Origin of the sequence: Flavobacterium algoritolerans (assembly GCF_030010385.1) — a bacterium.
GTDB lineage: Bacteria > Bacteroidota > Bacteroidia > Flavobacteriales > Flavobacteriaceae > Flavobacterium > Flavobacterium algoritolerans.
In genome coordinates this window covers 398,662-423,522 of sequence record NZ_JASCRZ010000001.1, presented here as the reverse complement: position 1 = coordinate 423,522, position 24,861 = coordinate 398,662, and the positions used below count along the sequence as shown (strand labels likewise).

Sequence of the window (24,861 nt, the reverse complement as noted above, 5' to 3'; positions counted from 1 at the left end):
TGCTAAAATTAAATTTAGCAGGTTTTTTTATGGTGTAAATTATTTAAAACAAACAGGGATAATTTCCCCTTTGGCTAAACAGTATTTCTCTACTAATTCGGGTGCAATTTTATTAGTGTAATCCTCTTCAATTACTCTAAAACCGATACTTCGTAATTTATCAAAATAATCGCGTCCATAAATACGGACATGATCGTATTGACCGAAGATTTTAGCGCGTTCTTTTTGATCTGTAATGGAATCATCTGCAAAAGTTGTTGCTCTTGATAAATCCTGTGGAATTTGTAAAATTGCCATTCCACCAGGTTTCAAAACCCGATACAATTCCTGCATGGCTTTCGTATCATCCGGAATATGTTCTAAAACATGATTGCAGAGAATAACATCATATTGATTGTCTTCAAAAGGCAAATTACAAATATCTGCTTTTACATCCGCCAATGGTGAAAACAAATCGGTTGTGGTGTAGTCCAGATTTTTTTGATTTCGAAACAATTTATAAAAAGCTTGTTCTGGTGCAAAATGCAATACTTTTAATGCTGAATTTGTTTCAGCATCTCTTAATTTAATTCTTTTAGTATTCGTAAAAGAAGAATCTGAAACTAGTTCAGATTTAAAAAAATCAGTTTCTTCATTCAAATACAACCATAATAAACGATGTCTTTCCAGGGAAAGGGTACTTGGCGAAAGCACATTATTTCGTTGTGTTTCGTATCCATAAGGCAACATCGATTTGAAGCTTTTCCCGTCGATTGGATCTGTGAAATTAGTTCCTCTTAATGAAAAAGCGATAATAGGACGGGCTACATAACTCAACCTGATTAATAAAGGACGAGGAATGGTATTAAGTATTAATTTAAAAAGTTTTTTCATTACAATACTAAAGGTTCTCTTCTAAACTCATCTTCCTCATTACTCACAATTCCTAACGCTTTGTAGATGTATCCAAAAGTCGATAAAATTTCCGGTTTCCCATCAATAATCGCAACGTCATGCTCAAAATGGGCACTTGGTTTTCCATCGGCAGTAAGGATTGTCCAGCCGTCTTTTAGTTGTTTGATGTTTCGGGTTCCCATGTTAATCATCGGTTCAATAGCGACAACCATTCCTTCTGCAAAAAGTTTTCCTCTTCCTTTTTTACCATAATTAGGCATTTCAGGAGCCTCATGCATTTTTTGTCCTACGCCATGACCTACTAATTCACGAACTACACCATAACCATGTGCTTCATTGTATTTTTGAATTGCATTTCCTACGTCTTCTACACGATTTCCTAATTTGAATTCGCGGATTCCAACATACAAGGATTCTTTTGTTATCTGCAATAATTTTTTAGTTTCAGGAGCGACTTCACCTACTTCAAAAGAATAGGCATGATCGCCATGGTATCCGTTTTTATATGCGCCACAATCTACAGAGATTACATCACCGCTTTTTAAAGGCGTGTTGTTTGGGATTCCATGAACCACTTGAGCGTTTGGACTCATGCAAAGTGAATTTGGAAAACCATATAATCCAAGAAAACTTGGTTCAGCTCCATGATCACGAATGAATGTTTCGGCTAATTTATCCAAATATAAAGTAGTAACTCCTTCTTTGATTTCAGAAGCAATCATACCTAATGTTTTTGATACGATTAACGCACTTTCACGCATTAATTCTATTTCTTCACGTGATTTTATAATAATCATAATTTCTAATTTTCAGTTTGCAAAAGTACAATTTTATAAATTATTTAATCCGGATTGGCCATTATTTTAAAAAGCTCTGAATTTGAAATGTAAAAACGGTTCTCCAAAGCTATCTTAGAAAGCTGTGCACTGACTAAATTATTCTCTCGAGTATTGATTAAAAACAAGGAACTTTCACCAAAAGAAAACAATCTTTCCTCTGAATTTAGCATCGTTAGATTATCTTCTACTAAACCTTTTATTAACTCTTTTTGTCTTAGCAAGGATTCAATTTCCATTCTTTGGGCATTGATTTTATTGGTCAATTGTACTTTTTCTAAATCCAATATAAATTCGGTTTCCTGTACTTTATACTTTGCTAATTTCAGACTACCGCGTTCTTTTCGAAGAAACAAAGGAAAATAAAAATCCAATCCAATTTTATAATCCTCAAACTGATAATTATCAATATAACTGGGTTCCGATATATAGGAGTAACCCACATCAATTTTAGGCAAAAGCATGTTGGCTTTCAGTTTTCTCTCCACATTGAGCATGTCAACCTTGCTTTGCAGCGCATTGATTTTTGGATGATTGGTGATGGAGAAATCTGTATTCAATAAATCATTCGTTTTTAAACTTTCCTGAATCGTGAATTCCAATTGCGTTTCGGGAATCAATTCATTGGATATTTCCAATGGAATGTTGTTTTCCAACCAAAGAAAATTAGAAAGTTCTAATTTGGCTTTAGCCAATTTTAGGTACGAGTCTTCCAAGCTCAGTTTCCTGTTTTTTACAATAATTCCTGCTTCCACACTGTCTATTGCAGGTTTATCTCCTTGTTTAATTAACGACTGAATTCCTTTAAATCTAATTTGTGCATTATTGTTGTATTCTTCATACAATTGCACTTCATTGAAGTTTTTCTTCCAATTAAAATAAGCCAAAGAAGCATCATATAAAACTGTAATAGCCTGCAGTTTTCTTTCGGATTGGCTTAGTTGCATTTGCATTTTTGCTTTTCTAACATCCGCCATCCTTTGATTGATAAACAAACCTTGTCCTAGCGAAACGGTTACGCCCAGCGAAGTTAAGCCTTGATTAGGAAGTGTATTTTGTGGATTCAAATAAACACCTTCACTATTGTCAAATCCTGCTTTAATCTCGATTCCATACCAAGTTGGGATTTTGAAACTGCTGTTTAAAATGGAATAATATTCCTTGTCTTTGAATTGTTTTTTGCTGAAATCTACTTCAACTTTTGGGTCAAATCCACCACGGGCCATCATCAAATTAGCTTGTGCTTTATTGATTTCCAAGTTGGCATTCTTTACCAGCGGATGGTATTTTTTCACATACCCCAGAAACTCGGTGTAGGTAAGTTCTTTTGATGCGATATCTTGGGCTGTTGCAACAAAACTCAAAAATAGAAATGCTAAAAATATCTTTTTCATTATTTTTTCTCTGTTGTTGTTTTAACCGAAGGTTTATAATAATTAGGAGGGAATCCATTCAGGGTTCTCCATAATTCAAACCATACCGGAACGGTCTCTAATAAAGCGACAGTTTGCGCACCGGCTCCAATGCTCAATTGTACAGGCCATTTGGCTGCTTTTTTATCCGGAGCAATCAAAACACGATATTTTCCATTGGTACTAATGAAATTTTCAATGGCTACAATTTCGCCTCCAAAAGTCCCATAAGACATATTTGGCCATCCTGAAAATACAATAGTAGGCCATCCATCAAACCAAACCCGAACTTTTTCTCCTTTGGTTAATAACGGCAGGTCAATTGGGTTTACAAAAGTTTCTACTGCGATATCATATTCTGAAGGCATTATGGTTGCAATTGGTGTTCCTTCTTTTATCGTTTCGCCTATACCGGATTGTAGCGCCCTATTGATATAGCCGTTTTGCGATGCTTTGATATAATACATCCCATTGCGAATGCTGTAGTTTGCATATTGATTTTCGAGTTTGTTTACCTGTGCATCGGTGTCGTACTTACTGCTGAGTGCTGTGTATTTGTCACTATTGGCTTTCGAAACTTTCTCCGCATACTCTGCGCTTATTCTGTTTATTTCCACTTTGGCGTTGATAAATTCGTTTTTGCTTGTTAAGTATTTGTTTTCCTGCGTGATAATTTTAGCTTCTACTTCTTGTAATTTTAGTCTTTTTTCTTCAATATCGGTAAGTGGTTTTAGTCCTTCTTTATTCAGCTGAACGGAACGATCATATTGTGTATTGGCTATTCTCAGCTGGGTTTTTACAGCAACAAGATCCATACTGTCACTCTTTATTTTCAAAAGAGATTGTTTGATTTTATTTTGTGCTTGTTCCAGTTTTAAGACCTTTTCCCTTTCAATGTTCTGAATTTGGCCGGAAAGTGTACTTACTTTAGAACCATACGATTGTAAAGATTGTTTCTTGGCATTCATTTGGTTTCTAGTGTTTTCCACTAAATTAGGATCCATATAATCCTCTTTTATTTCAGAGATAAACAGGATTGTATCGCCTTTATTGACAAAATCACCTTCTTGGACATACCATTTTTCAAGTCGGCCAGAAATCACACTTTGAATAGATTGTGGTCTTTGGTCCGGTTTTAATGTTGTTACACTTCCAGTTCCTGAAATGTTTTGTGTCCAAGGGAGAAAAAGTGCCACTAAAGCTACTATTGAAACACCAGCTATAATTTTATTTAAAATTCTGTAATGCGGTCTGTTAGCCAAGTTTTTAATGGTCTCGTAACGGTCTAACGGTTGCAGTTTTGTTTTGTTATCAGATATATTTAGCATGACTAATTATTTTTTAAATCAAGTTGAATCACCCCATTTTGCATAATGATTCGTCTATTACATTTGGTTCTCCAATATGGATTTTTTGAAGAAACGATAATCGTCCATTTGTTTTTTTCGGAAGTGATGAAGTCAATAACTTCATTAGCTATTTCTTCATCCATCATGTCTGTTGGATCTTCATAAAAAAGCACTTTTGGCTTATGGATGATGCTTCTGGCCAGTAGCACTTTTTGTGCATTAGAAGACGATAATTGTTTTCCTTCCGGAAAAATGCGTGTCTCCAGACCTTTTGGCAATGATTTGATGAATGACGAAAGTTGGACGCCTTCAATGGCCCATCTTAAATCTTCAGTACTTACCGAGTTGTCATTGAACGTGATGTTAGCTAACAGCGTTCCTTCAAATGGTGTTTCGCCTTGAATAATGCTGCCTATTTGGGAGCGGTATTGTTTCAGGTTGATTTTTCTGAACGTATCATCATTGATGAAAAAAGAACCAGATGTAGGCTGCAATAAACCGGACAATATTCGAATCAGTGTTGTTTTTCCGGAACCATTGTCTCCTGCTATTGCAATTTTGTCCCCTTGCTCAATTTTCAAGGAAATGTTGCTCAGTATTTCTTTGTCTGAATCCGGGAATTTAAAACTAAGATTTTCTGTTTCTAATGAAATATTGGCATAACAAGTATCACTTTTGAACGTGGTTTCTTCCTCTAATTCCAAGTCGGTTACTTGACCAATTTTTTCAACTGAAGTCAGTACATCGTAGAATGTTTCGAGTCCGAGTATTATTTTTTCAACCGAATTGATGACTAATAAAATGATTATTTCTGCAGCTACAAATTGCCCAATATTCATTTGTTGGGACAATACTAAAAATCCTCCAATCGACAATAAACTTGCAGTGATTAAGATTTTAAAAATAATCAGTTGTGTGAACTGTCTTTGCATGATTTTAAAATGTTTTTCGCGATAATTCAAATAATCACTAACCAAATTATTGTTTTTTTGTAAACCATAATTATAGTTGAGGTCATTTTTGAAACTGAAATTATTTCGAGCCATTTCTTGCAACCAGCCAGCCACTTTATATTTGAATTTAGACTCTTTTAAGCTGGTTTCCAGTCCGGATTTATAGGAAAATTTGAATATAAAGTACAAAAGAAAAAACAGTAAAACTCCAAATACAATAAAATACGGATGGTACAAAGACAATAAAATCAAGCCGAAAGCAATTTGTAAGAGAGCCGCCGAAAAATCGATTAATAGCTTTGAAGTTCCTTTTTGGATGGTCATCGTATCAAAAAAACGATTGGCTAATTCTGGTGGATATGAATTGTATAATTGATCTGTTTTTATTTTTGGCAAGCGAGCAGCAAATTCAAAGGAGGAACGAACAAATATTTTTTGCTGTAAATTTTCGGTGATTCGGAGTTGCATTAAAGATAAAATTCCAACTAATGCAACCCCAAAAACTACTAAAATAATTAAAACTATCCAAGAAGCGCTAACTCTTCCAGATTGTATAAAATTCGTGATTGCTTGAATTCCCAGCGGTAACGACAAGCTGATTAATCCAGCAAAAATGGCATAAAAAAATATTTGATAGACATCTTTTTTGTCTAATTGAAGTAAGTTGTAAAAACGTCTTAATGGAGTCATGTTAGTTTTTTTAGTTTATCGAAGGACATTTTTGGCAAGATTCAAGTAAAATTCAGTGGTACTCACGGATTCATTACAATCGGTAATCGTTTTTAGATGTTCCATTAGAAAATGCTGATGCAAATTTCCTTCAACTATAGTAGAAACTAGTGATTTTGCAAAAGGATATTCTGGATTGACTTCTTTTACTATGCCTACAATTCGATTAATTACTCTTTTGTAAATCAGAAAAAAACCTTCCTTGTTTTCCTGATCTACTTCTTTTGTTTGCACTGTTTTTGTGAATTCAGCAATGATGATTTTATTCAAAATAGCTTCATTGATGTGCTCTGTGTTTTTGTCATCAGTAACTTTTTCAGTTACGATAGTGATTGCTTTACTGAGTTTTTCGGCTGGATCCAAAATATTTGTCGTGGCAAAAACCAGTTTATATTCCATCCAACTCCAGTACCAAGAGGATAAATAAACTAATAGTTTATGTTTGTTTTCAAAGTAGCGATAAATGGAACTTTCATTAGAACCAATTTTTTCTCCCAACTTTTTGAATGTAAAATTATCGAATCCAATTTCGTCTATCAAAAGGATACTTTGTTCTACAATTTTTTTACCTAAAGGAGACGTTTCCGGATCCTTTACATAGATTTTCTCGTTGACTTGTATTTTTAAATTGGATAGTATTGTATTCATAATTGATAATATTTTATGCAAATATAATAGTATTACTATCAATAATGAGATTTTAACTTTTATTTATAAAAAAAAGCTACTTGTATGGAGTAGCTTTTAATTCAAATATTGGTTGTTAGTTTTATTTAAAGTAAAGAATGACAAGTCATTACCTCAGGTTTTTCTACTCCCATTAATTCTAAGATAGTAGGAGCAATATCGCCAAGAACGCCATCATGAATCACTCTTAAGTCTTTGTCCACTAAAATAATTGGAACTGGATTTGTTGTATGTGCTGTATTTGGGCTTCCGTCAGGATTAATCATAGTTTCACAGTTTCCGTGATCTGCAATTACAATAGTTGTGTAATTGTGCGCTAATGCAGTTGTGATTACTTTTTCAACGCATTTATCAACTGCTTCACAGGCTTGTATCGCTGCACTCATAATCCCGGTATGACCTACCATGTCACCGTTAGCAAAATTAAGACAAACAAAATCTACTTCTTCTTTCTCCAATTCCGAAACCAAAGCATCTGTCAATTCAAAGGCACTCATTTCTGGCTGTAAGTCATAAGTGGCAACCTTTGGAGAATTTTTCAAAATGCGGCTTTCGCCAATAAACGGTTGTTCTCTTCCACCGGAAAAGAAGAAAGTAACGTGAGGATATTTCTCCGTTTCGGCTATACGAATTTGCTTTTTATGCGCTTTTTCTAAAACCTCACCAAGAGTTTCAGTAATATTATCTTTATTATAAACGACTTTTACATTTTGGTAAGTTTCGTCATAATTAGTAAGGGTTACATAATACAAGTTTAACTTGTGCATGTTCTCCTCATGAAAATCTTGTTGTGAGAGTGCTTCGGTTAATTCTCTTCCTCTGTCTGTTCTGAAATTGAAAAAGATAACCACATCGTCTTCTTCAATTGTGGCCAATGGTTTGTCATATTCATCTACTATAACCGTTGGATGAATAAATTCATCGGTTACATTAACCTCATAACTTTCTTCGATGGAAGTAACTGCATTTGTTGAATGAGTTCCAATTCCGTTTACCAATAAATCGTAAGCAAGTTTTACTCTTTCCCAACGTTTGTCACGGTCCATTGCATAATAACGTCCCACAACCGAAGCCAGTTTCACGGTAGTATTAGCTATATAATCCTGTAAATCCTGAATATAATGTTTACCAGATTTTGGATCTACATCACGACCGTCAGTAAAAGCGTGAACGAAAACTTTCTGTAATCCGTGTTGTTGTGTCGCGTTAATCAAGCCGCGTAGATGAGAAGTATGAGAGTGTACACCTCCATCTGAAACCAGACCTAAAAAGTGTACTTTTTTATTGTTTATTCTGGCATAAGTAAAGGCGTCAACTAAAACTTGCTCCTTTGCCAAAGTGTCGTGTGCAACGGCAAGGTTAATTTTGGCTAAATCCTGATAGACAATTCTACCGGCACCAAGATTCATGTGTCCTACTTCGCTGTTTCCCATTTGCCCCTCAGGAAGTCCAACATTTAATCCGTCAGTTCGAAGCTGGGCGCTTGGATAATTTCTATATAAACTGTTAATAAATGGCACATTGGCATTATCAATTGCTGATACTTTAGGGTCAGGAGATTTTCCCCAACCGTCCAAAATCATAAGAATTACTTTTTTGTTCATTGCAAATTTATTTTAAGCAAAGATAAAGCATTTCTAAAAATGTTCGAATGAATGGAAATCACTATTATACATTCGGAGGCTAACAATAACAAATAATGATTATTTTGTTGTGGAAAGTTGTCTTTTTTAAAATTAATGCATTTAGAATTTATTCTTAACTTGATTGTAATCTATAAAATAACGCACACTTATTGAGAAAACATGGCTCAATGCATCGTTATTCAAAAGATTAGTGACATTGTCCTTAAACTCTTTATTGATGTCTCTTCCAAAGGCACCAGCATTATTACGATATAAAACAGAAACTTGACTTCCGGGAGCAAACCACCAAGAATAAGACAAATCAGCATTCCAAGAATAGAAACTCGAGTTTTTATTAGTTGTATATCCTGCAAAATCAGCGAGTCTTCCGTTTTGTTCTAATGATAAAGTATTTTTATTTTCGGCGTACGACCAATATTGACGCAACGAAATATTAAACGTCATTTGGCTGTTCAGAGAATATTTCCCAGAAAGCGTATTTGAATAGGTAATTACATTTCTATTGGCAAAAACTATCGTGTTTGGCGTTGCCGAATTCATGTCATCATTAATGCTGTCAATGTATCCTTTATTATTGTTTTGTCTGAAAAAATTGAAGTTGTAATTCAGCGATAATTTATCATTAAAACGATATCTTGGACCTATAGAAAAACCATAGGAATTTCTTCCTGCTTCATCAAAAAATGCATAAGAAGGATTTACGTCAATGGCAAAACTATTATTATAATTGGTCGAAACATATAAATAACCTCCAATTTTCGTTGGTTTTATTACGTATCTGTCGGCCGTTCTTGGTTCATAATAATCATATGTTTCTACCGCATTGGCATCAATCCCAAGTCCGAAAAAGTGATTTTTTTTGTTTTTAGAATTTATCTCAAGATTGATATTACTGGATTGAATTTTACCCGTTTCTTTTTGAAACTGTGAGTAAAGATTAAGGTAGGCATTAAAGCTGTTAAACACCTTAGTTGGATTAAGGATTCTATAACTCGTATTACCATATAAACTGTAATAATTAGTTTCAAAATTGATTCCCAAATCATTGTTGTCGAAATCTTTGGTAACAATGTTACCACCAAAACCATAACGGTATTTTCCACTGGTTTCAGAGAAATTTAATTGTGAATTAATTCCTTTTTTATTTTCAACGTCATTGATATAACTGTATTTAAAATCTCCCGAAAGGTTGTAGGTGTTTTTCTTAGTATTCAAATCCCAAGCTAAAGCTGTAACGTTTCCATCTCTAAAACTTCCGTTTCGAGTCACATTAGTGTTTACAAACGCAACTGAGGAATTTTTGCGAAAGCGTTGATCCAATACCAAAACATTGTAGTTTGCAAGAGGTTCGACTACTTCTTTTCTTACTTCTTGTGTGTCATTATTTCGAATAGATGCTGAAGTTTTTTCGGTAACGGCATTCAATATTCCTATTCCCAATCCATTTTTGGTTCTTCCGGAAACTTTTAATGCATTGATAAGATTGACACTTGCCGGGTTGTCAATAATTTCTTCATTGGCTTCAGCGGTCGGATAATTGATTGGGTTTCCTCCAATTCGTCTCGAATAAACTAAATTTCCTTTACTAAATAAATCGGTTCCCTCTGTAAAAAAAGGTCTGTTCTCGTTAAATTGTTGTTCAAATGGTCCTAAATTCAGAATTTGATCATCGTATTTTGTTTGTCCAAAATCAGGAATAAGAATCATATCCAGCGTAAAAGCATCGTTTATTCCGTATTTCAAATCTAATCCGCCTTTGAGAGTTCCGTACGTTTTTTGTTGCGCATTTGCATTAACATAAAAAGAAGAATACGGCAAAAGGAAGAGTCGGGTGGGAGGTTTTATATTTTCAATTCCTTCTAAAACCCCTGTTTGTTGGGTGAAAGTTCCCAATTTTGAATCAATGAAATTCCAAGTGTATTTATGACGATCCCGTCTAATTTCCCTGAAAAAATTAAGTCCCCAGGTTTGTTTATTCTCGCCAGAAAAACGCAATGCGGCGTATGGAATTCTCATTTCTACAACCCAGCCTTTATCCGTAATCACGGCTTTGCTTTTCCAAACGGCGTCCCAAGAATAATCCTCACCATTGGTATCGGTGGTAATGCAATCGGCTTGTCCATCTGCTGCGTTGACAAAAAACTGAAAATCTTGTTGTCCATCGTTAAAGCCATTTATAAAAACACCAAAAAGGTCAGAAGTACCAAAATTATCCCGCTGGGTAATTTCTCTTAAAATTTTCCCCGGATTTTCATCATACATAATGGCTCCAATATATATGGCGTCATTATCATATAAAACTTTTACTTCAGTTCTCTTGTTTTCTGGAATCGCTTTGCCATTGTCTGGGTCAAACATGATGAAATCATTGGCTATTGCAGCTGTCTGCCATGTATTCTCGTCTAATCTTCCATCGATTTCAATTTTTTCCGAAATGAATTTAGTTTGTAAGACTTTTTTTTGGCTGTAGCCAAAAGCAGATAGGAATAGAAAACAAAGTAATAACTGATTTTTCATGAAACGATTGATTGATTGGTGATTGATGCAAAATTTAGAAAAACCAAAAAAGTTTCAAAGGCAACAATCACCAATCCACTGAATAGTTTGAATTAATAGACTCCCTTTTCAATTGAATGTTACAGTTTGATCGAAAAATTAAAATTTATTTTTCACGGCATTGTAATCAATGAAATAGCGAATGCTTATGGAAAGCACATTGGTTAAGTCGCTATTAAAAATACTTTTTAGATTTTTAGATAAATCTTTTTCGACTATACTCGCTCTTTCTAATCCATAGTTACGGTACAAAATGGATATTTCGCTTCCAGGTGCAAACCACCAAGAATAAGACAAATCGAAGTTCCAAGAATTAAAATTCCTGTCTTTGTTTTGTGAGTAAGTATTGTTTGGAGTTAAATAACCGCTGTTTTGTAAGGTGAAAAATTGATGATTTTTAGAATAGGACCAGTAATAACGTGCGGTCAGGTTTATTGTCATTCTATTATTCAAGGCATATTTTCCGGTAAAATCATTTTGAGCTGTTTCCCTATTGCGTTCAGCAAAAATTATCCCTGTATTGTCAGAATCAACCCAGCCGCGATCATTAGTTTCGTTAAAATAATCTAATACGTATGCAATAGAAAGCCTGTCGTTAAATCGGTATTTTGGACTTATATAAAAACCATAAACATTTCGGTCATTCTCATTGAATTTGGACAATGAAGGTTGCACAACTAATGTAAAAGGGTTATTGTCGTTAGTGGCAAAATTTATTGCAGTAAAAACTTTTTCAGGAAGGAACACATATTTGCCATATTCACGAGGTTCATAAAAATCAAAAGTTTTAAATGGTGAAAATTCAACTACAAATTCTAAGTAATCGTTTTGTAATGTTGTTGCTTTTATTTCTGTTCCAAATGCACCAGTTTGTAGTTTTTTTGAGGTGTTGTCAATCTCAAAATTAATATATTGATTGATTTTGAAAGTATTAAAAACTTTAGTCGGATTTACTATTCTGTAGCTTCCATTCGCATAAGCATTGTGATAATTGGAATAAAAATTAATCCCTAAATCATTTACATCATAGTTTTCTGAAACATATTTTCCGGAAAATCCATAACGATATTTCCCGCTTGTTTTTGCAAATCCTATTTCGGTCTTAAATCCATCGTAATCTTCAACTGTATTGATGGAACTGTATTTGAAATCTCCATATAAATTATACGTATTTTCTTTTGTATTCAAATCAAACAATAATGCCGAAGCATTCGCATCTCTAAAACCTCCATTTCTAGTAGTGTTCGCATTTACAAAAGAAACAGATGAGTTTTGGTTAAAACGTTGATCCAAAACTAACATATTATAATTAGTCAATGGTTCGATTACTTCTTTTCTAACTTCGCCTGTCTCATTATTTAAAATAGTAGCTTTAGTTCTCTCAGTAACGGCATTCAAGAATCCAATTCCGAATCCTTTTTCAGTACGGCCGGATATTTTTACGGCATTCAGTAAATCTACCGTGCTTGGATAATTGGTTATTTCTTCATTTGCTGCCGTAGCGGGTTCAGTGCTTGGAGCCCCACCAATTCTTCGGGAATAAAACAAACCTCCTTTGTTGAATAAATCAGTTCCTTCGGTAAAAAAAGGTCTATTTTCTTCCAACTGTTGTTCGAAAGGTTCTAAATTCAAAATCGCATTGTCAAATTTTGTCTGTCCAAAATCAGGTACCAAAATAGCATCTAATGTAAAGGAGTCGTTTATGCCGTATTTTATATCTAACCCAGCTTTTAAAGTAGTGTCAGAACCAATATTACTTTGTTGATAGTATGCGGATGAATATGGAATCAAGAAAAGTCGGGTAGGAGTTTGTATACTTTCAATTCCTTGAAGAATTCCTGCTTGTGGAATAACAGCGCCAATTTTAGTGTCAATCCTGTTCCAAGTATATTTTTGTACATCGCGTTTGATTTCACGCATGAAGTTCAAGCCCCAAGTTTGTTTATCAGCTTTTGAAAATCGTAAGGCAGCATAAGGAATTTTCATTTCAACAACCCAACCAAATTCCGTTACTGTTACTTCACTGTCCCAAATGGCATCCCAAGTAAAATCTTCAGAATCTTCAATTGCTAAACAATCCATTTGGACTCCTGCAGCGCTTACAAAAAACCTAAAATCTTGTTGGCCATCATTGAATCCGTTGATGTAAACTGAAAAGTGATCTGAAACCCCAAAAACATCTCGTTTTGTTATTTCACGTTGAATTTTTTCAGGTTCATTGTCATAAAGTAATGCCGCTATGTAGATGGCATTGTTATCGTAGAGTACTTTTACTTCTGTCCTTTTATCGTTGCTTATTGGTTTTCCGTTGTCAGGTTCAAACATTACAAAATTGGTAGCAACTGAGGCAGATTCCCAAATTTCTTCATTTATCTTTCCATCAATTGTTATGTTTTCAGTGATGGATTTTGCTTGAAGCGTTTTTTTTTGGCTGTAAGCAGTATAACTAAAGAAAATTAAACAAAATATAGCTATCGAATGTAACTTTGACATAAATTGGGATTGATTCTAAACAAAAATAACAAAATTAACATAGAAATTGTGTTTTTTATGATTTTTCACTCAATATTTCACCAAGTAATACGTTATTAATGGACTAAAATTTTGTTAAAAATGTTTCGATTTTGATTTTTTAACGTAGGTTTGCAATCCCGAATTTATTTATAACTTAAAGATAATCAATGATTTATAATCTATTTCCTATTATTTTGTTTATGCTGTTTTCTTTCTCTACAAGCAAAACAAACCTTTCAGAGCCAAGTGATGTTAAACCAGTAGTTTATGCCAAAGCGGTAGAATCTAGTGTTGAGGCTAAAATTGAATTGGCTTACAATAATTTGCATTCTGATAAATTTGCTTTGCCAAAATTAGAAAGTTTTGCTGAAGCTTTAAAAGGGTATTATTCGTTGAAAGAAAAAGGATTAATTAAGAAAGATATTCTCACCTTAATTGATTTTAGCTTGTCCTCGAATACCAAAAGACTTTGGGTAATTGACCTACTAACTGGAGATATATTGTTTCATTCTCTTGTGGCACATGGCAGAAATACAGGAAATGAATTTGCTTCTAATTTTTCAAATTCAGCTGAATCGTATAAAAGCAGTTTAGGTTTTTATGCCACAGGTGAAATTTATAATGGTAAACATGGGATGTCACTTAAACTGGATGGTCTGGAAAAAGGAGTTAATGACAATGCGAGAGCAAGAGGTGTAGTGATGCATGCAGCCGACTATGTTTCTAATTCATTTATCAAAAATAATCACAGGTTAGGCAGAAGCCAAGGTTGTCCTGCTGTGCCGGTAGAATTGTCTAAAGATATCATCAGTGCCATAAAAAACAAGTCATGTTTTTTTATTTACCATCCGTCAAGGGCTTCTAAATTTGGAACAGAATCAATTTCTTAATTTAGTGTATAAATCATTATCTAGATTGTAAATATCATCTCTGAAAATCAGTTTGTTGTTTTCGCTCCAAGCAGTCCAATATAGTAGGTGAAATGAAACTTCTTTTTTGATTTTTACAAATTTTGTTTTTTCATTTTGCAAGATTGTTGTAATTTTTTCCAGATTCCAATTGACGGCATCGTTCAATAAATATTCTGTTAATTCTAATGGATTGTCAACTCTGACACAACCCGAACTCAACGAACGATCTATTTTGTCGAAATAATCCCTGTGATTGGTATCGTGTAAATAAACAGAGAAGCGGTTTGGAAAAATAATTTTAACCATTCCCAGCGAATTAAAAGTTCCTGGACTTTGCACATAACGATAACTTTTGGCTTGCGATAATTGCCATTCGTAAGGACTTACGATTTTCCCATTGCGATCATAGATCTTAATATTTGATTCCGATAAATAACTGCGGTTTTTTAAAATGGCAGGAATAACATCTTCCCGCAAAATTGTGGGAGGGACAGTCCAAGTTGGGTTAAAGACAACCTGAGTTAATTTAGACGATAAGATTGGTGTTTTTCTTTTCGCTCTTCCCACTATTACTCTGTGCGTTCTCAACGTGTCTTTCTCTTTTATTAGCGTCAATCTGTAGTCGGGAATATTAATGATTATATATTCTTTTCCCATTTCTTTAGGATACCATTTCCAGCGCTCAAGATTTACTATAATTTGTTGCATTCGTTGTTTTTTGGAAAAATTGAGTGAGGAAATTGTTGCAGGTCCAATTATTCCATCGATAGCTAAACCATGACGATTTTGAAATTTCTTTATTGCAAGTATGGTTTCTGGGTCATAGATAGTCGTTAAGCTGTCTTGCGGTTGCAATTCTTTCCAGTAAGTCAATCTTTTTTTAATATCAATTATGGAAGGATTGGTATCGTTTGGAGCAATTATTTCTGCGATTTTTAACGCTTTGAAATCATCTTTAGGAAAGGTATTAATCAGTTTTAATGCTTTTTTTAATCTTTTGTAAACAATATGATTGGGTTTCAATTGTTCTATTTTGTCTGCTAAGGAATCGCTGTCCAGTAAATTTGTCAAAGTCTCGTTTAGGTCAATGTAGTTTTCTTTTAAATCCCAGTTTTTATATAGTTTTCTTGGGTTTAATGTTCCGTTTGTCAAATGTGAAATGTATTTTTGAAAACTTTCGGTCAGTAAAATGTCGTATTTGGCTAAATCAAAATCGTTTAGTGTTGCTGATTTTTTTTCAAAATCACTTAATGTTTTTACTTTGTAGTCCTCCGGATTTAATCCCTCCTCATCAGATTTAAGGAGTTCTGTTAAAATTATTTTTCTACTATCCTCAGATTGCCAAATTGTTCTGTAGTTAGTCGCTTTATAAAAATTGAAAAGTGTTTTGTTGTTAAAAGAAGTTAGTAGGATGGAGTCAATTCTAACGGATTTATCTTCAGGTAAAACAGGAGGGTTTGAAATATCATTTTTCAAGATTACCTCACTTTTTAGTACTTCCTTTTTGCAACTAATAGTTACACAGATTAACAATATTAGAACCAACGTCTTCATTATTCGTTTTTTTAAACATGATAATGTGTTCTTCAACTCCTTTTATTTTAAAAGGTAATATTTTGACTTGATATTCCATTTTTTCATGGAATCCAATGCTTCTTTTCGTGCGAATTTTTCAGAATTTTGAATGAGTTTTTCTCCAAAACCCTTTTTTGATGCTGTTTTAAGACTGCTATTTCCTGAATTCGGAACTGTTTTCTGCCCGAAGTACGGGATGTCTTACTGAAAATACTTCAAAAAACGATAATTTTTTTGATATTTTAGATTGTTTTTTTAAGCGTAATAAAGGTATAATAATTTCATATTAAATTCTTTATGATTTTTATATGCTTTATTAAAAAAGATCGCATGGGTAAGTTTGTGATTTTTTAAGAAAAAAACTTGCATTGAAGCAAACTTATTAATTATATTTGCACCGTTGTTAATGCGAAAGTAGCTCAGTTGGTAGAGCTCCAGCCTTCCAAGCTGGTTGTCGCGAGTTCGAGCCTCGTCTTTCGCTCTAAGCCTCAAATTTAGGTTTGAGGTTTTTTATTTTACTGTTTTAATGCGAAAGTAGCTCAGTTGGTAGAGCTCCAGCCTTCCAAGCTGGTTGTCGCGAGTTCGAGCCTCGTCTTTCGCTCCAAAAACCTCAAACAAAAGTTTGAGGTTTTTTATTTTAAGGTTATGCGAGTCCCGAAGCTTCGGGATATCCCGTGAATGAAGAGATACGGGAAGCCTCGTCTTTCGCTCTTCAAAGCCGAAACTTAATTGTTTCGGCTTTTTTTTGTAATTTATTTTAGGATTACTTTAAAAAACTTAAATCAGTTCCACTTTCCAGTTCTTCAGGTGCTTGATTTTGTCTAAACAGGCGTGCAGTCAAATCGCCTTTCAAAGTTATTTTGTCTCCTTTTACATCCAGCCAACTTCCTTCTCTTAATCCTAAAACGGGTACTGAATTATAAGCATGAAACTCTTTTATTCTGGTTTCGCGAGTTTCTCCCATGTGTTTTGAATTGATTTCGGGATCTAAATAATGTGGGTTCAAATTGAAAGGAATTAATCCCAGAGTTTTAAAACTTGGAGGATAAACAATTGGCATGTCATTTGTCGTTTGCATCGTTAATCCACAAATGTTACTTCCGGCGCTTGTTCCTAAATACGGAGTTCCATTTTTTAGAACTTCAGAGAGGATTTCTATACTGTTATTTTTGTATAATTGGGAAACCAAAACAAAGGTGCTTCCACCTCCGGTAAAAATTCCTTCGGCATTTTTCAAAGCTTGAGTGGCGTCTTCAAATTCATGGATTCCGATTACTTTTTTATTTATTTTGGCAAAAGCCAAGCTAACCATTGCAGTGTATTCCTCATGAGAAATACCTCCGGGTCTTGCGTAAGGAATGAAAAGAATAGTATTACAGTCTTTAAAATGCAATTGCAATTCAGGTAATAAATAGTCCAGATAATTCTGGTTTGCAAGAGTAGAAGTGCTTGCGATTAGTATATTTTTCATTTTTTAGTGAATAATTTGTGCTAAAGGTATTAAATCAGTCTTTTTGATTTCACATTTTTAATTAACATTTTTTTACCAACCCATTAGTAATTAATTTGGAACGCATTAAGATACTTTTACGAGGTGTGAATAACGGATTTAAAAAGGGATGATTAGAATTGTGTACTTGTATTTGGCTTTTGTAACAACGAATGTTGTAGCACAGGAAACTTCTAGAATAAGATTGAAAGGGAAAGTGACTTCTGATGTTTCTGTTTTAGAAGGAATTTATGTGATAAACTTAAAAAGCGAGCAAGCTTTAGTCACAGATAAAGAGGGAAATTTTTCGATATTGGCTAAAGTAGGGGACACATTACTATTTACTGAAGGGCAGTTCAAAGAGATTAGAATTAGCTTAACCCAAAAGGATTTTGAACAAGAAATGCTTTCTGTGAAAATGATGCCGATAGTAAATCAATTGCGCGAAGTTATTGTAAGAAGCGGTATCAATGCAGTGTCAATGGGGATAATTCCAAAGGGACAAAAAATATACACTCCAGCAGAACGAAAGTTATATACTGCCAGTAATCTTAATGCCACTGCTAATGCAGGCTCGATGATGGGTGGTTCAATCTCAGCGGATCCATTATTGAATTGGTTTTCAGGAAGGACTAAAATGCTTAAAAAAGAAGTTGAAGTCGAAAAGAAAGAATCGTATATGAGGCAATTAGAGAATATGTTTACGATTGATTATTTTGTAAATACATTAAAAATACCTTCTGAATATGTCAAGGGATTTGAATATTATATTGTTGACAACGAAAGATTTGTGACTATTTTAAAATCTAAAAATGTAACGATGACTACTTTCTTAATTGGAGAGTTAGCAACTAAATATAAAGAAATAATCGCCGGTGAAAATTAAAATTACGCTACAGTTTATTGTTTTTTTGTTCGTGCAAGTCATTTTTGCTCAAACGGGCAACGTAAAAGAGCTTCGAGGAAAAATTATCGCCGATTCTGTTGCGGTTGATCGCATTACGATTGAGAATGTAACAACGGATAAAACTGCTTTTTCGGATGTGAACGGTTTCTTTACTATTGCTGTAAAAGAAGGTGATGTTTTGGTGTTTACTGCGGTTAATTTAGAAGGTCTCCGAATGAAAATTGACAAGCAGGATATGCTGCAGGAAGTTATTACTGTAAAGATGATTCCTAAAAGTATTATTTTGAAAGAAGTCATAGTGAGTGAATCTACCATTACGGCAGAGAGCTTAGGAATTATACCTTATGGGCAAAAAAAATATACACCAGCCGAAAGGAAATTATACACGGCAACTTCCGGTAATGGTATCGATGGATTGCTGAATACCATTTCAGGACGAAAAGCCATGCTGAAAAAGGAAATTGTAATTGAGAAAAAAGAACAATTATTAGCTAGAATCGAAGTTCTTTTTGAAGATAAATATTATATCGAAAACTTAAAAATTCCCACAGATTATATTAGAGGTTTTCAATATTACTGTATTGATGATGCTGCTTTTGCAAATGCATTGCGATCTAAAAACAAGACAATGGTTATGTTTTTAATTGTAAGGCTTGCCGAAAATTACAATGAAATTATTACGGGTGAAAATAAATAGAATTCTACGGGTAGTTTTATTTTTAATGTGCCAAATTTCTTTTGGACAAACTGCTGCTGAAAAGCTGCTTCATGGTAAAATTAGAGTCGATTCGGCTTACATAAGTGGAATAAATATCTTAAATTTAGTAAATGAAAAAACAGCCGTTACAAATAGTGATGGAGAATTTTTATTATGGTTAAAGCCAATTGCTAGATTGAAAAAAAATAATGCTTATAAAATAATCCAAGATGAAAACTAAAATAAGAATCCTTTGTTTGATTTTCTTTTGCCAACTTTCTTTTGGTCAAAATGGAAACAGAAAGTCTTTGCACGGTCAATTTGTAAATGAATCTGCTTTGGTAGACAACGGGTATGTTTTTAATTTGAATTCAAAAACAAGAACCTTTATAAGCGACCAAGGCTTTTTTGATATTTTGGCGAAAGCCAAAGACACCTTGTTAGTTTCAAGCGCATCTTTCAAGTCAAAAAAAATTGTGATTCAGGACAACGATTTTTCAAAACCGTTGTTTGTAGTCAATTTAGAAGCACAAACTACGCTTTTGAAGGAAGTTATTGTGAAGCGTAAAGCGGAGATAAAACCAATAACCGGAAATTCTCAGGGAATTGTAGACCTGCAATTTTTTGACGATGCGAAATCTTCGCCAGTGAATAGAACCATGCCCTCGGATGGAAGTATAGAAAACGGAATGGATTTTGTTAGAATATTTAAAATGGTTTCTAAAGTATTCAAGAATGATTCGGCAAAAAAAGCCGATTTGAATTCTAATGTGGATTTCTCGGATGTGGTTTCTAAAGGAATTGACAATTATTTCTTTACAAATACATTGAAGTTGAAAAAAGAGGAAATTGGACTTTTTCTGGATTATTGCGAGAATGATCCAAAATCAAAAAGCCTTTTGAAACAAGAAGACGAATTTTTACTAATTGATTTTTTAATCACCAAGAACGAAGAGTTTAAAAGAATTACTACTTTTGAAAAATGAAAAAAACAATCTTAATTACTTTTTTTGGCCTATTATTTTTAACGTTGACTTCTTTTAGTGTACATAAATTTTATGTAGCATTATACCAAGTAAATTACGCTCCCCAAAAGAAAATGCTTCAAATTACCGCTCGTATTTTTGTTGATGATTTGAATAGCGCCGTTGGGAAAAAGTATAGTAAAAAAATCAATTTGGGCTCCGAAAAAGAAACGGATGAAGATTTGATTTTGTTGAAAAAGTATTTAAGCGAAAAATTCTCCGTAAAAATAAATGGACAAGCGAAGTCCATGAATCTTTTAAGTAAAGAAATGGAAGGAGATGTACTTATTTGTTATTTAAGTATTAAGGAAGTCCCTAAAATTAATTCACTCGAAATTTATAACACAGTTATCATAGAAGGAAATTCAGAGCAACAGAATATTATGCATTTTAATGTGGCTGGTGTAAAAAATACACTACTATTTACAGAGTCCACATCCAAGGGAATGTTAAAATATGAATAAATTTAGAGAAATTTGTTTTAAATTATTATTTTCACGCACTGATAACCAGATTTCCACCTATGAAAAAATTTACATTATTATTACTTCTTCCCGCAATTTTATTTGCCCAAGAAAAAACGGCACCTGTTGCACCAAAACAAACAGGAAAATACGATACCAATAAGTTTAGTCAAATGTATGACCTGTTAGCAACACCTAACATGTTTCGTACGGCTTCTGGAGCTCCGGGTCCGGCTTATTATCAGCAACAGGCTGACTACAAGATAAATGTAGAGCTTGATGACAAAAAATCTAAATTAACTGGTTCTGAAACGGTTACTTATTATAACAATTCTCCGGATACTTTAGAGTATTTATGGGTTCAGTTAGACCAAAACCAAGCTGCGAAAACTTCGCAGACTCCATTGGCGGAAAGCCAAAGAATGGAACAGGTTTTTCCAGCTGGAAACTTCGCAAATAAGTTCTTAAAACAAGAGCAAGAGCGTGGTTTTAACATTGAGTTCGTGAAAGATGTAAAAGGAAATGCTTTGTCCTATTCGATCAATCAAACGATGATGCGTATTAATTTAGCAACGCCAATGAAACCTGGTGAAAAATTTACTTTTTCTATCAATTGGTGGTATAATATTAATAATTACAGACAAGACGGTGGTCGTTCTGGATATGAATTATTCGAAAAAGAAGGAAACAAATTATATGTAATTGCTCAATTCTATCCTAGAATGGCAGTCTATAATGATGTTGAAGGATGGCAGAATATGCAATTTTGGGGAACGGGAGAATTTACGCTGCCTTTTGGAAATTTTGATGTAAACATCACCGTGCCTGCAGATCACGTTATGGAAGCTACAGGGGAATTGATGAACAGAAGCGAAGTCTTTACTGCAGAGCAAGTAAAAAGATACGAACTGGCTCAAAAATCATTTGACAAACCAGTTGTAATTGTTACTCAAGCGGAAGCAGAAGCAAGTGAAAAAGGTTTTTCAGAAAAGAAAAAAACATGGAAATTTAGTGCTAAAAACGTAAGGGATTTTGGTATTGCTACGTCAAGAAAGTTTATTCTTGATGCAATGGCAGTTCAATTGACTAACAAAACAGTTATGGCAATTTCAGTTTATCCTAAAGAAAGTAATCCACTTTGGGGAGAAACTTCAACTAGAACTGTTGCCCATACTTTAAAAAGTTATTCATCTCATACATTTGACTATCCTTATCCAAAAGCTGTTTCTGTTTCAGCAGAAGATCAAGGGATGGAATACCCAATGATTTGTTGGAATTATGGTCGTCCTGACGAAAAAGGAGTGACTAGTGAACGTATTAAAAACGGAATGATTGGTGTAGTAATACATGAAGTAGGACACAATTTCTTTCCTATGATTGTAAATTCTGATGAGCGTCAATGGTCTTGGATGGATGAAGGTCTTAATACTTTTATGCAATACATGGCTGAACAAGAAATGGGTACAAATTTCCCTTCAAGTCGTGGACCGGCAAGTAAAATTGTACCTTACATGAGTGGAGATCAAAAATTCTTGGAGCCAATTATGTCAAACTCTGAAACGATAGTTCAATTTGGTGCTAATGCTTATGGTAAGCCGGCAACAGGTTTAAACATCCTTAGAGAAACGATTATGGGTAGAGAATTGTTTGACCATGCTTTCAAAGTATATGCAAACAGATGGAAATTCAAACATCCTACGCCAGAAGACTTTTTTAGAACTATGGAAGATGCATCAGCAGTAGATTTAGATTGGTTTTTCAGAGGATGGTTTTACTCTACTGATTTTGTAGATATCGGAGTGAAAGAAGTAAAACAATATTTCGTGTCTGAGACAGCAACAAAAGAATTGAAAGACGCTGTAGTAAGAAGAGGTCGTTTTGGACAGGAAAAAGGACCTTTCGTTTATTTAGTTCCTGGAACAAGTGAAGAATTATCAGCTAAAGACAAAAAAGCATTGGCTATTGCAGATGTAAATTTACTATCTGAGTATGTAAACCAAAACTTCTCTGCAGATGAAAAGTTAAAATTAAAATCTCCTAAGTATTTCTACGAAGTAGAGTTTAATAAGCCAGGAGGAATGTTAATGCCAATTATTGTTGAATTGACTTACGAAGATGATACAAAAGAGACATTCAAATATCCAGCTCAAATTTGGAGAAAAAACAACGATACCGCTAAGAAAGTGTATGCAACTGAAAAAGCAATTAAAAAGATTCAGATAGATCCAAAATTAGAAACAGCTGATATTGATGTAACCAATAACGCTTGGCCTAAAGAAGAAGTGAAGTCTAAATTTGATTAAATAAAGACATAAAATTAAAAAAGACTCTGAAAAGAGTCTTTTTTTTATGAAAAAATTAAAAGTCAAAGATTCAAAATTAGGTATATTTGTAGCAATAAAAAATAAAAAATATGTTTGGCATAGGAGGAGGCGAATTAATTTTTATCATGTTTATAGTACTGATGCTTTTTGGGTCAGATAAAGTACCGGAAATAGCCCGCACCATGGGTAAAGCAATGGCACAATTAAAGCATGCTACAAATGACATAAAAAGTGAAATTCAAAAAGGAGCTGAGGCTAATGGATTTGATACACAAACATTAACCGATTTAAGAGGAAATATTACATCTCATATCAATAAAGCTAAGGATGATTTATTGGGAGATACGTCTCAAATTAGCGATATAACAGGAAATATCACCTCAGAAATTAATAAAGCCAAAGACAATTTACTGGGCGAAACTACCACTGAAATCGAAACAACTAAAGAAGCTATAGAAGATGTTACAGGACCTATAAAACGTCAGATGTAATGTTGGATAAATTACTGTCTTTAGATACAAAATTGTTTGTTTTTTTGAATGGATTAGGGTCAGAAACCTATGATGGACTTTGGTTATTTATTACGAAACAAAGCAACTGGATTCCTCTTTTTTTACTCCTTTTGTATGTCCTTTATAAAAAACTTGGCGCTAAGCAAACCTTATATTTATTGCTTTTTGTGGCGGCTTTAGTCACATTTACAGATCAAGCAACAAACGTATTCAAGAACGGATTTCAACGATTGCGTCCTTGTAATAATCCTGAAATTAATTCCTTTATACGCATCGTTCAAGTCAGAAATTCATTTAGTTTTTTCTCAGGTCACGCTGCAAATTCAATGGCAGTTGCTACATTTTTGTTCTTTAACTTTAAAGACAAAATCAAATTTTTCGGCTTCCTGTTCTTGTGGCCACTCATCTTTGCATACAGTAGAATCTACTTGGGATTGCATTATCCGTTAGATATTCTTACGGGCTACTTATTCGGTTTTACTTTTGGATTTTTGATGTTCAAAGGATACAAAATGGCACAACAAAAGTATTTTCCACAATAGTTATTACGAGAAACGAAATAAGCTGGAGCTATTTCCTGCTCTACGCTGTATCTTTTTTTGTTATTCTTCCTTAAGTCAGAATAACAAGAAAAAGGATGCCGCTTCTATTAGGGCTAGGGCATTTGTTTTCAATAGAAATATCGAAACTAAAGAACTCTGCTTACTGTCAATCCATCACGAATAGGCAATAAAACCGTTTCTACTCTGGGATCAGTTGCTAATAACTGATTGTATTCCAGTAATACTTTTGTACTCAAATCATTTGGGTGCAACGGTTCCAGAACTTTCCCACTCCATAATACATTGTCTGATAAGATAATTCCGCCTGTATTCATTTTTGGAAGAATCAATTCAAAATAGTTGAGGTAATTTTCTTTATCAGCATCGATAAAAACCAAATCAAATTTCAAGTCAAGCGCTGGAATAATGTCAACTGCCTCGCCTAAATGTTGTACAATTTGTTTCCCACAAGGCGATTTGTCAAAATGTTTTCGTTGAAAATCAACTAATTCTTCTTTGATGTCTATCGTGTGCAATTGTCCGGTTACCTGCATGCCTTCGCACAAACACAACGCCGAATAACCTGTGTAAGTGCCAATTTCCAGAATATTCACCGGCCGAATCAATTTAGACAACATACTCAAAACCCGACCTTGAAAATGACCGCTCAACATTCGTGGCAACAGAATTTTTTGGTACGTTTCTTTATTCAACGCCGCCAGTAAAGCAGGCTCTTTTTGAGAATGTTGCTCGATATAATCTTCTAAATCTTGGGAAATGAAATGCATTTTTTGAATTTTTTTCAATTGGAAGCAAAGTTATCAAATTATCAAATCAAC

General features: G+C 33.9%; 21 protein-coding genes and 2 tRNA genes. 11 read left to right on the top strand and 12 right to left on the bottom strand.

The genetic code is table 11. The features are described from left to right. Nucleotides 1–39: 39 nt before the first annotated feature. From QLS65_RS01795 to QLS65_RS01755, 9 genes are all read right to left on the bottom strand, one after another. Nucleotides 40–873, bottom strand: a complete 834-nt coding sequence (locus tag QLS65_RS01795; RefSeq protein WP_282714853.1) for a class I SAM-dependent methyltransferase — start codon at nucleotides 871–873, stop codon at nucleotides 40–42. Beyond that, nucleotides 873–1,691, bottom strand: a complete 819-nt coding sequence (gene map / locus QLS65_RS01790) for a type I methionyl aminopeptidase (RefSeq protein ID WP_282714851.1) — start codon at nucleotides 1,689–1,691, stop codon at nucleotides 873–875. The genes QLS65_RS01795 and map overlap by 1 nt, the downstream gene beginning before the upstream one ends. A gap of 44 nt (nucleotides 1,692–1,735) precedes the next feature. Beyond that, nucleotides 1,736–3,124, bottom strand: a complete 1,389-nt coding sequence (locus QLS65_RS01785) for a TolC family protein (protein WP_282714849.1) — start codon at nucleotides 3,122–3,124, stop codon at nucleotides 1,736–1,738. Further along, entirely contained in the window at nucleotides 3,124–4,470 is a 1,347-nt protein-coding gene (locus QLS65_RS01780) for an HlyD family secretion protein (protein WP_282714846.1), read from the bottom strand. The genes QLS65_RS01785 and QLS65_RS01780 overlap by 1 nt, the downstream gene beginning before the upstream one ends. Nucleotides 4,471–4,472: 2 nt before the next feature. Then, nucleotides 4,473–6,134 (bottom strand): peptidase domain-containing ABC transporter, encoded by a 1,662-nt coding sequence (locus QLS65_RS01775; RefSeq protein ID WP_282714844.1) that lies wholly within the window; start codon nucleotides 6,132–6,134, stop codon nucleotides 4,473–4,475. A gap of 15 nt (nucleotides 6,135–6,149) precedes the next feature. Then, nucleotides 6,150–6,821, bottom strand: coding sequence for a TetR/AcrR family transcriptional regulator (locus tag QLS65_RS01770; RefSeq protein ID WP_282710745.1), 672 nt, complete (start codon nucleotides 6,819–6,821; stop codon nucleotides 6,150–6,152). A gap of 125 nt (nucleotides 6,822–6,946) precedes the next feature. Further along, nucleotides 6,947–8,464 (bottom strand): 2,3-bisphosphoglycerate-independent phosphoglycerate mutase, encoded by a 1,518-nt coding sequence (gene gpmI, locus QLS65_RS01765; RefSeq protein ID WP_282714842.1) that lies wholly within the window; start codon nucleotides 8,462–8,464, stop codon nucleotides 6,947–6,949. Between the two features lie 141 nt (nucleotides 8,465–8,605). Beyond that, the gene (locus QLS65_RS01760) at nucleotides 8,606–11,023 is read right to left on the bottom strand and encodes a DUF5916 domain-containing protein (protein WP_282714841.1); all 2,418 of its coding nucleotides are present in this window, start codon (nucleotides 11,021–11,023) and stop codon (nucleotides 8,606–8,608) included. A 138-nt stretch (nucleotides 11,024–11,161) separates the two neighbouring features. Next, entirely contained in the window at nucleotides 11,162–13,555 is a 2,394-nt protein-coding gene (locus QLS65_RS01755; RefSeq protein ID WP_282714839.1) for a DUF5916 domain-containing protein, read from the bottom strand. A gap of 188 nt (nucleotides 13,556–13,743) precedes the next feature. Here QLS65_RS01755 and QLS65_RS01750 point away from each other — a divergent pair, with 188 nt between their 5' ends. Then, the gene (locus QLS65_RS01750) at nucleotides 13,744–14,466 is read left to right on the top strand and encodes a murein L,D-transpeptidase catalytic domain family protein (RefSeq protein ID WP_282714837.1); all 723 of its coding nucleotides are present in this window, start codon (nucleotides 13,744–13,746) and stop codon (nucleotides 14,464–14,466) included. Here the strand turns inward: QLS65_RS01750 and QLS65_RS01745 are convergent. After that, entirely contained in the window at nucleotides 14,455–15,963 is a 1,509-nt protein-coding gene (locus tag QLS65_RS01745) for a L,D-transpeptidase family protein (protein WP_282714835.1), read from the bottom strand. The genes QLS65_RS01750 and QLS65_RS01745 overlap by 12 nt on opposite strands. A gap of 507 nt (nucleotides 15,964–16,470) precedes the next feature. On the opposite strand from QLS65_RS01745, the gene QLS65_RS01740 reads away from it, so the two are divergent. Together QLS65_RS01740 and QLS65_RS01735 are read left to right on the top strand one after the other, a co-directional pair. Continuing rightward, a tRNA-Gly gene (locus QLS65_RS01740) sits at nucleotides 16,471–16,543 on the top strand. A 47-nt stretch (nucleotides 16,544–16,590) separates the two neighbouring features. Next, a tRNA-Gly gene (locus QLS65_RS01735) sits at nucleotides 16,591–16,666 on the top strand. 159 nt (nucleotides 16,667–16,825) lie between these two features. On the opposite strand, the gene pepE is transcribed toward QLS65_RS01735, so the two are convergent. Then, on the bottom strand, nucleotides 16,826–17,533 hold the full coding sequence (gene pepE, locus QLS65_RS01730; protein ID WP_282714833.1) for a dipeptidase PepE: 708 nt from the start codon (nucleotides 17,531–17,533) through the stop codon (nucleotides 16,826–16,828). A 148-nt stretch (nucleotides 17,534–17,681) separates the two neighbouring features. Here pepE and QLS65_RS01725 point away from each other — a divergent pair, with 148 nt between their 5' ends. The 8 genes from QLS65_RS01725 (at nucleotide 17,682) to QLS65_RS01690 (ending at nucleotide 24,022) form a co-directional block, all read left to right on the top strand. After that, the gene (locus QLS65_RS01725) at nucleotides 17,682–18,437 is read left to right on the top strand and encodes a hypothetical protein (RefSeq protein ID WP_282710738.1); all 756 of its coding nucleotides are present in this window, start codon (nucleotides 17,682–17,684) and stop codon (nucleotides 18,435–18,437) included. Then, nucleotides 18,427–19,155 (top strand): hypothetical protein, encoded by a 729-nt coding sequence (locus QLS65_RS01720; RefSeq protein WP_282710737.1) that lies wholly within the window; start codon nucleotides 18,427–18,429, stop codon nucleotides 19,153–19,155. The genes QLS65_RS01725 and QLS65_RS01720 overlap by 11 nt, the downstream gene beginning before the upstream one ends. Continuing rightward, nucleotides 19,127–19,396, top strand: a complete 270-nt coding sequence (locus QLS65_RS01715; RefSeq protein WP_282714830.1) for a hypothetical protein — start codon at nucleotides 19,127–19,129, stop codon at nucleotides 19,394–19,396. The genes QLS65_RS01720 and QLS65_RS01715 overlap by 29 nt, the downstream gene beginning before the upstream one ends. Continuing rightward, nucleotides 19,386–20,141 carry a BamP family beta-barrel-assembly machinery protein gene (bamP, locus tag QLS65_RS01710; RefSeq protein ID WP_282714829.1) on the top strand — a complete coding sequence of 252 codons (756 nt, stop codon included), beginning with the start codon at nucleotides 19,386–19,388 and terminating at the stop codon, nucleotides 20,139–20,141. Before QLS65_RS01715 ends, bamP begins: the two co-directional genes overlap by 11 nt. Continuing rightward, nucleotides 20,138–20,644 (top strand): DUF6702 family protein, encoded by a 507-nt coding sequence (locus QLS65_RS01705; protein WP_282714827.1) that lies wholly within the window; start codon nucleotides 20,138–20,140, stop codon nucleotides 20,642–20,644. Before bamP ends, QLS65_RS01705 begins: the two co-directional genes overlap by 4 nt. Nucleotides 20,645–20,703: 59 nt before the next feature. Further along, nucleotides 20,704–22,947 (top strand): M1 family metallopeptidase, encoded by a 2,244-nt coding sequence (locus QLS65_RS01700; RefSeq protein WP_282714826.1) that lies wholly within the window; start codon nucleotides 20,704–20,706, stop codon nucleotides 22,945–22,947. Between the two features lie 110 nt (nucleotides 22,948–23,057). After that, a complete protein-coding gene (locus tag QLS65_RS01695; protein ID WP_282714825.1) occupies nucleotides 23,058–23,459 on the top strand; it encodes a Sec-independent protein translocase subunit TatA/TatB in 402 nt (133 codons plus the stop codon). After that, nucleotides 23,459–24,022 (top strand): phosphatase PAP2 family protein, encoded by a 564-nt coding sequence (locus tag QLS65_RS01690; RefSeq protein ID WP_099714426.1) that lies wholly within the window; start codon nucleotides 23,459–23,461, stop codon nucleotides 24,020–24,022. Before QLS65_RS01695 ends, QLS65_RS01690 begins: the two co-directional genes overlap by 1 nt. Nucleotides 24,023–24,168: 146 nt before the next feature. On the opposite strand, the gene QLS65_RS01685 is transcribed toward QLS65_RS01690, so the two are convergent. Next, nucleotides 24,169–24,810, bottom strand: coding sequence for an O-methyltransferase (locus tag QLS65_RS01685; protein ID WP_282714824.1), 642 nt, complete (start codon nucleotides 24,808–24,810; stop codon nucleotides 24,169–24,171). Between the last annotated feature and the right edge of the window lie 51 nt (nucleotides 24,811–24,861).

What these genes read in the sequence shown, in the direction of transcription:
- pepE (WP_282714833.1), bottom strand. Translation starts at nt 17,533, where the DNA reads ATGAAAAATATACTAATCGCAAGCACTTCTACTCTTGCAAACCAGAAT.
- QLS65_RS01725 (WP_282710738.1), top strand. Translation starts at nt 17,682, where the DNA reads ATGATTAGAATTGTGTACTTGTATTTGGCTTTTGTAACAACGAATGTT.
- QLS65_RS01755 (WP_282714839.1), bottom strand. Translation starts at nt 13,555, where the DNA reads ATGTCAAAGTTACATTCGATAGCTATATTTTGTTTAATTTTCTTTAGT.
- QLS65_RS01690 (WP_099714426.1), top strand. Translation starts at nt 23,459, where the DNA reads ATGTTGGATAAATTACTGTCTTTAGATACAAAATTGTTTGTTTTTTTG.
- QLS65_RS01695 (WP_282714825.1), top strand. Translation starts at nt 23,058, where the DNA reads ATGTTTGGCATAGGAGGAGGCGAATTAATTTTTATCATGTTTATAGTA.
- QLS65_RS01780 (WP_282714846.1), bottom strand. Translation starts at nt 4,470, where the DNA reads ATGCTAAATATATCTGATAACAAAACAAAACTGCAACCGTTAGACCGT.
- QLS65_RS01705 (WP_282714827.1), top strand. Translation starts at nt 20,138, where the DNA reads ATGAAAAAAACAATCTTAATTACTTTTTTTGGCCTATTATTTTTAACG.
- QLS65_RS01750 (WP_282714837.1), top strand. Translation starts at nt 13,744, where the DNA reads ATGATTTATAATCTATTTCCTATTATTTTGTTTATGCTGTTTTCTTTC.
- QLS65_RS01700 (WP_282714826.1), top strand. Translation starts at nt 20,704, where the DNA reads ATGAAAAAATTTACATTATTATTACTTCTTCCCGCAATTTTATTTGCC.
- QLS65_RS01715 (WP_282714830.1), top strand. Translation starts at nt 19,127, where the DNA reads ATGAAATTATTACGGGTGAAAATAAATAGAATTCTACGGGTAGTTTTA.
- QLS65_RS01795 (WP_282714853.1), bottom strand. Translation starts at nt 873, where the DNA reads ATGAAAAAACTTTTTAAATTAATACTTAATACCATTCCTCGTCCTTTA.
- QLS65_RS01785 (WP_282714849.1), bottom strand. Translation starts at nt 3,124, where the DNA reads ATGAAAAAGATATTTTTAGCATTTCTATTTTTGAGTTTTGTTGCAACA.
- QLS65_RS01685 (WP_282714824.1), bottom strand. Translation starts at nt 24,810, where the DNA reads ATGCATTTCATTTCCCAAGATTTAGAAGATTATATCGAGCAACATTCT.
- gpmI (WP_282714842.1), bottom strand. Translation starts at nt 8,464, where the DNA reads ATGAACAAAAAAGTAATTCTTATGATTTTGGACGGTTGGGGAAAATCT.
- QLS65_RS01770 (WP_282710745.1), bottom strand. Translation starts at nt 6,821, where the DNA reads ATGAATACAATACTATCCAATTTAAAAATACAAGTCAACGAGAAAATC.
- QLS65_RS01760 (WP_282714841.1), bottom strand. Translation starts at nt 11,023, where the DNA reads ATGAAAAATCAGTTATTACTTTGTTTTCTATTCCTATCTGCTTTTGGC.
- map (WP_282714851.1), bottom strand. Translation starts at nt 1,691, where the DNA reads ATGATTATTATAAAATCACGTGAAGAAATAGAATTAATGCGTGAAAGT.
- bamP (WP_282714829.1), top strand. Translation starts at nt 19,386, where the DNA reads ATGAAAACTAAAATAAGAATCCTTTGTTTGATTTTCTTTTGCCAACTT.
- QLS65_RS01775 (WP_282714844.1), bottom strand. Translation starts at nt 6,134, where the DNA reads ATGACTCCATTAAGACGTTTTTACAACTTACTTCAATTAGACAAAAAA.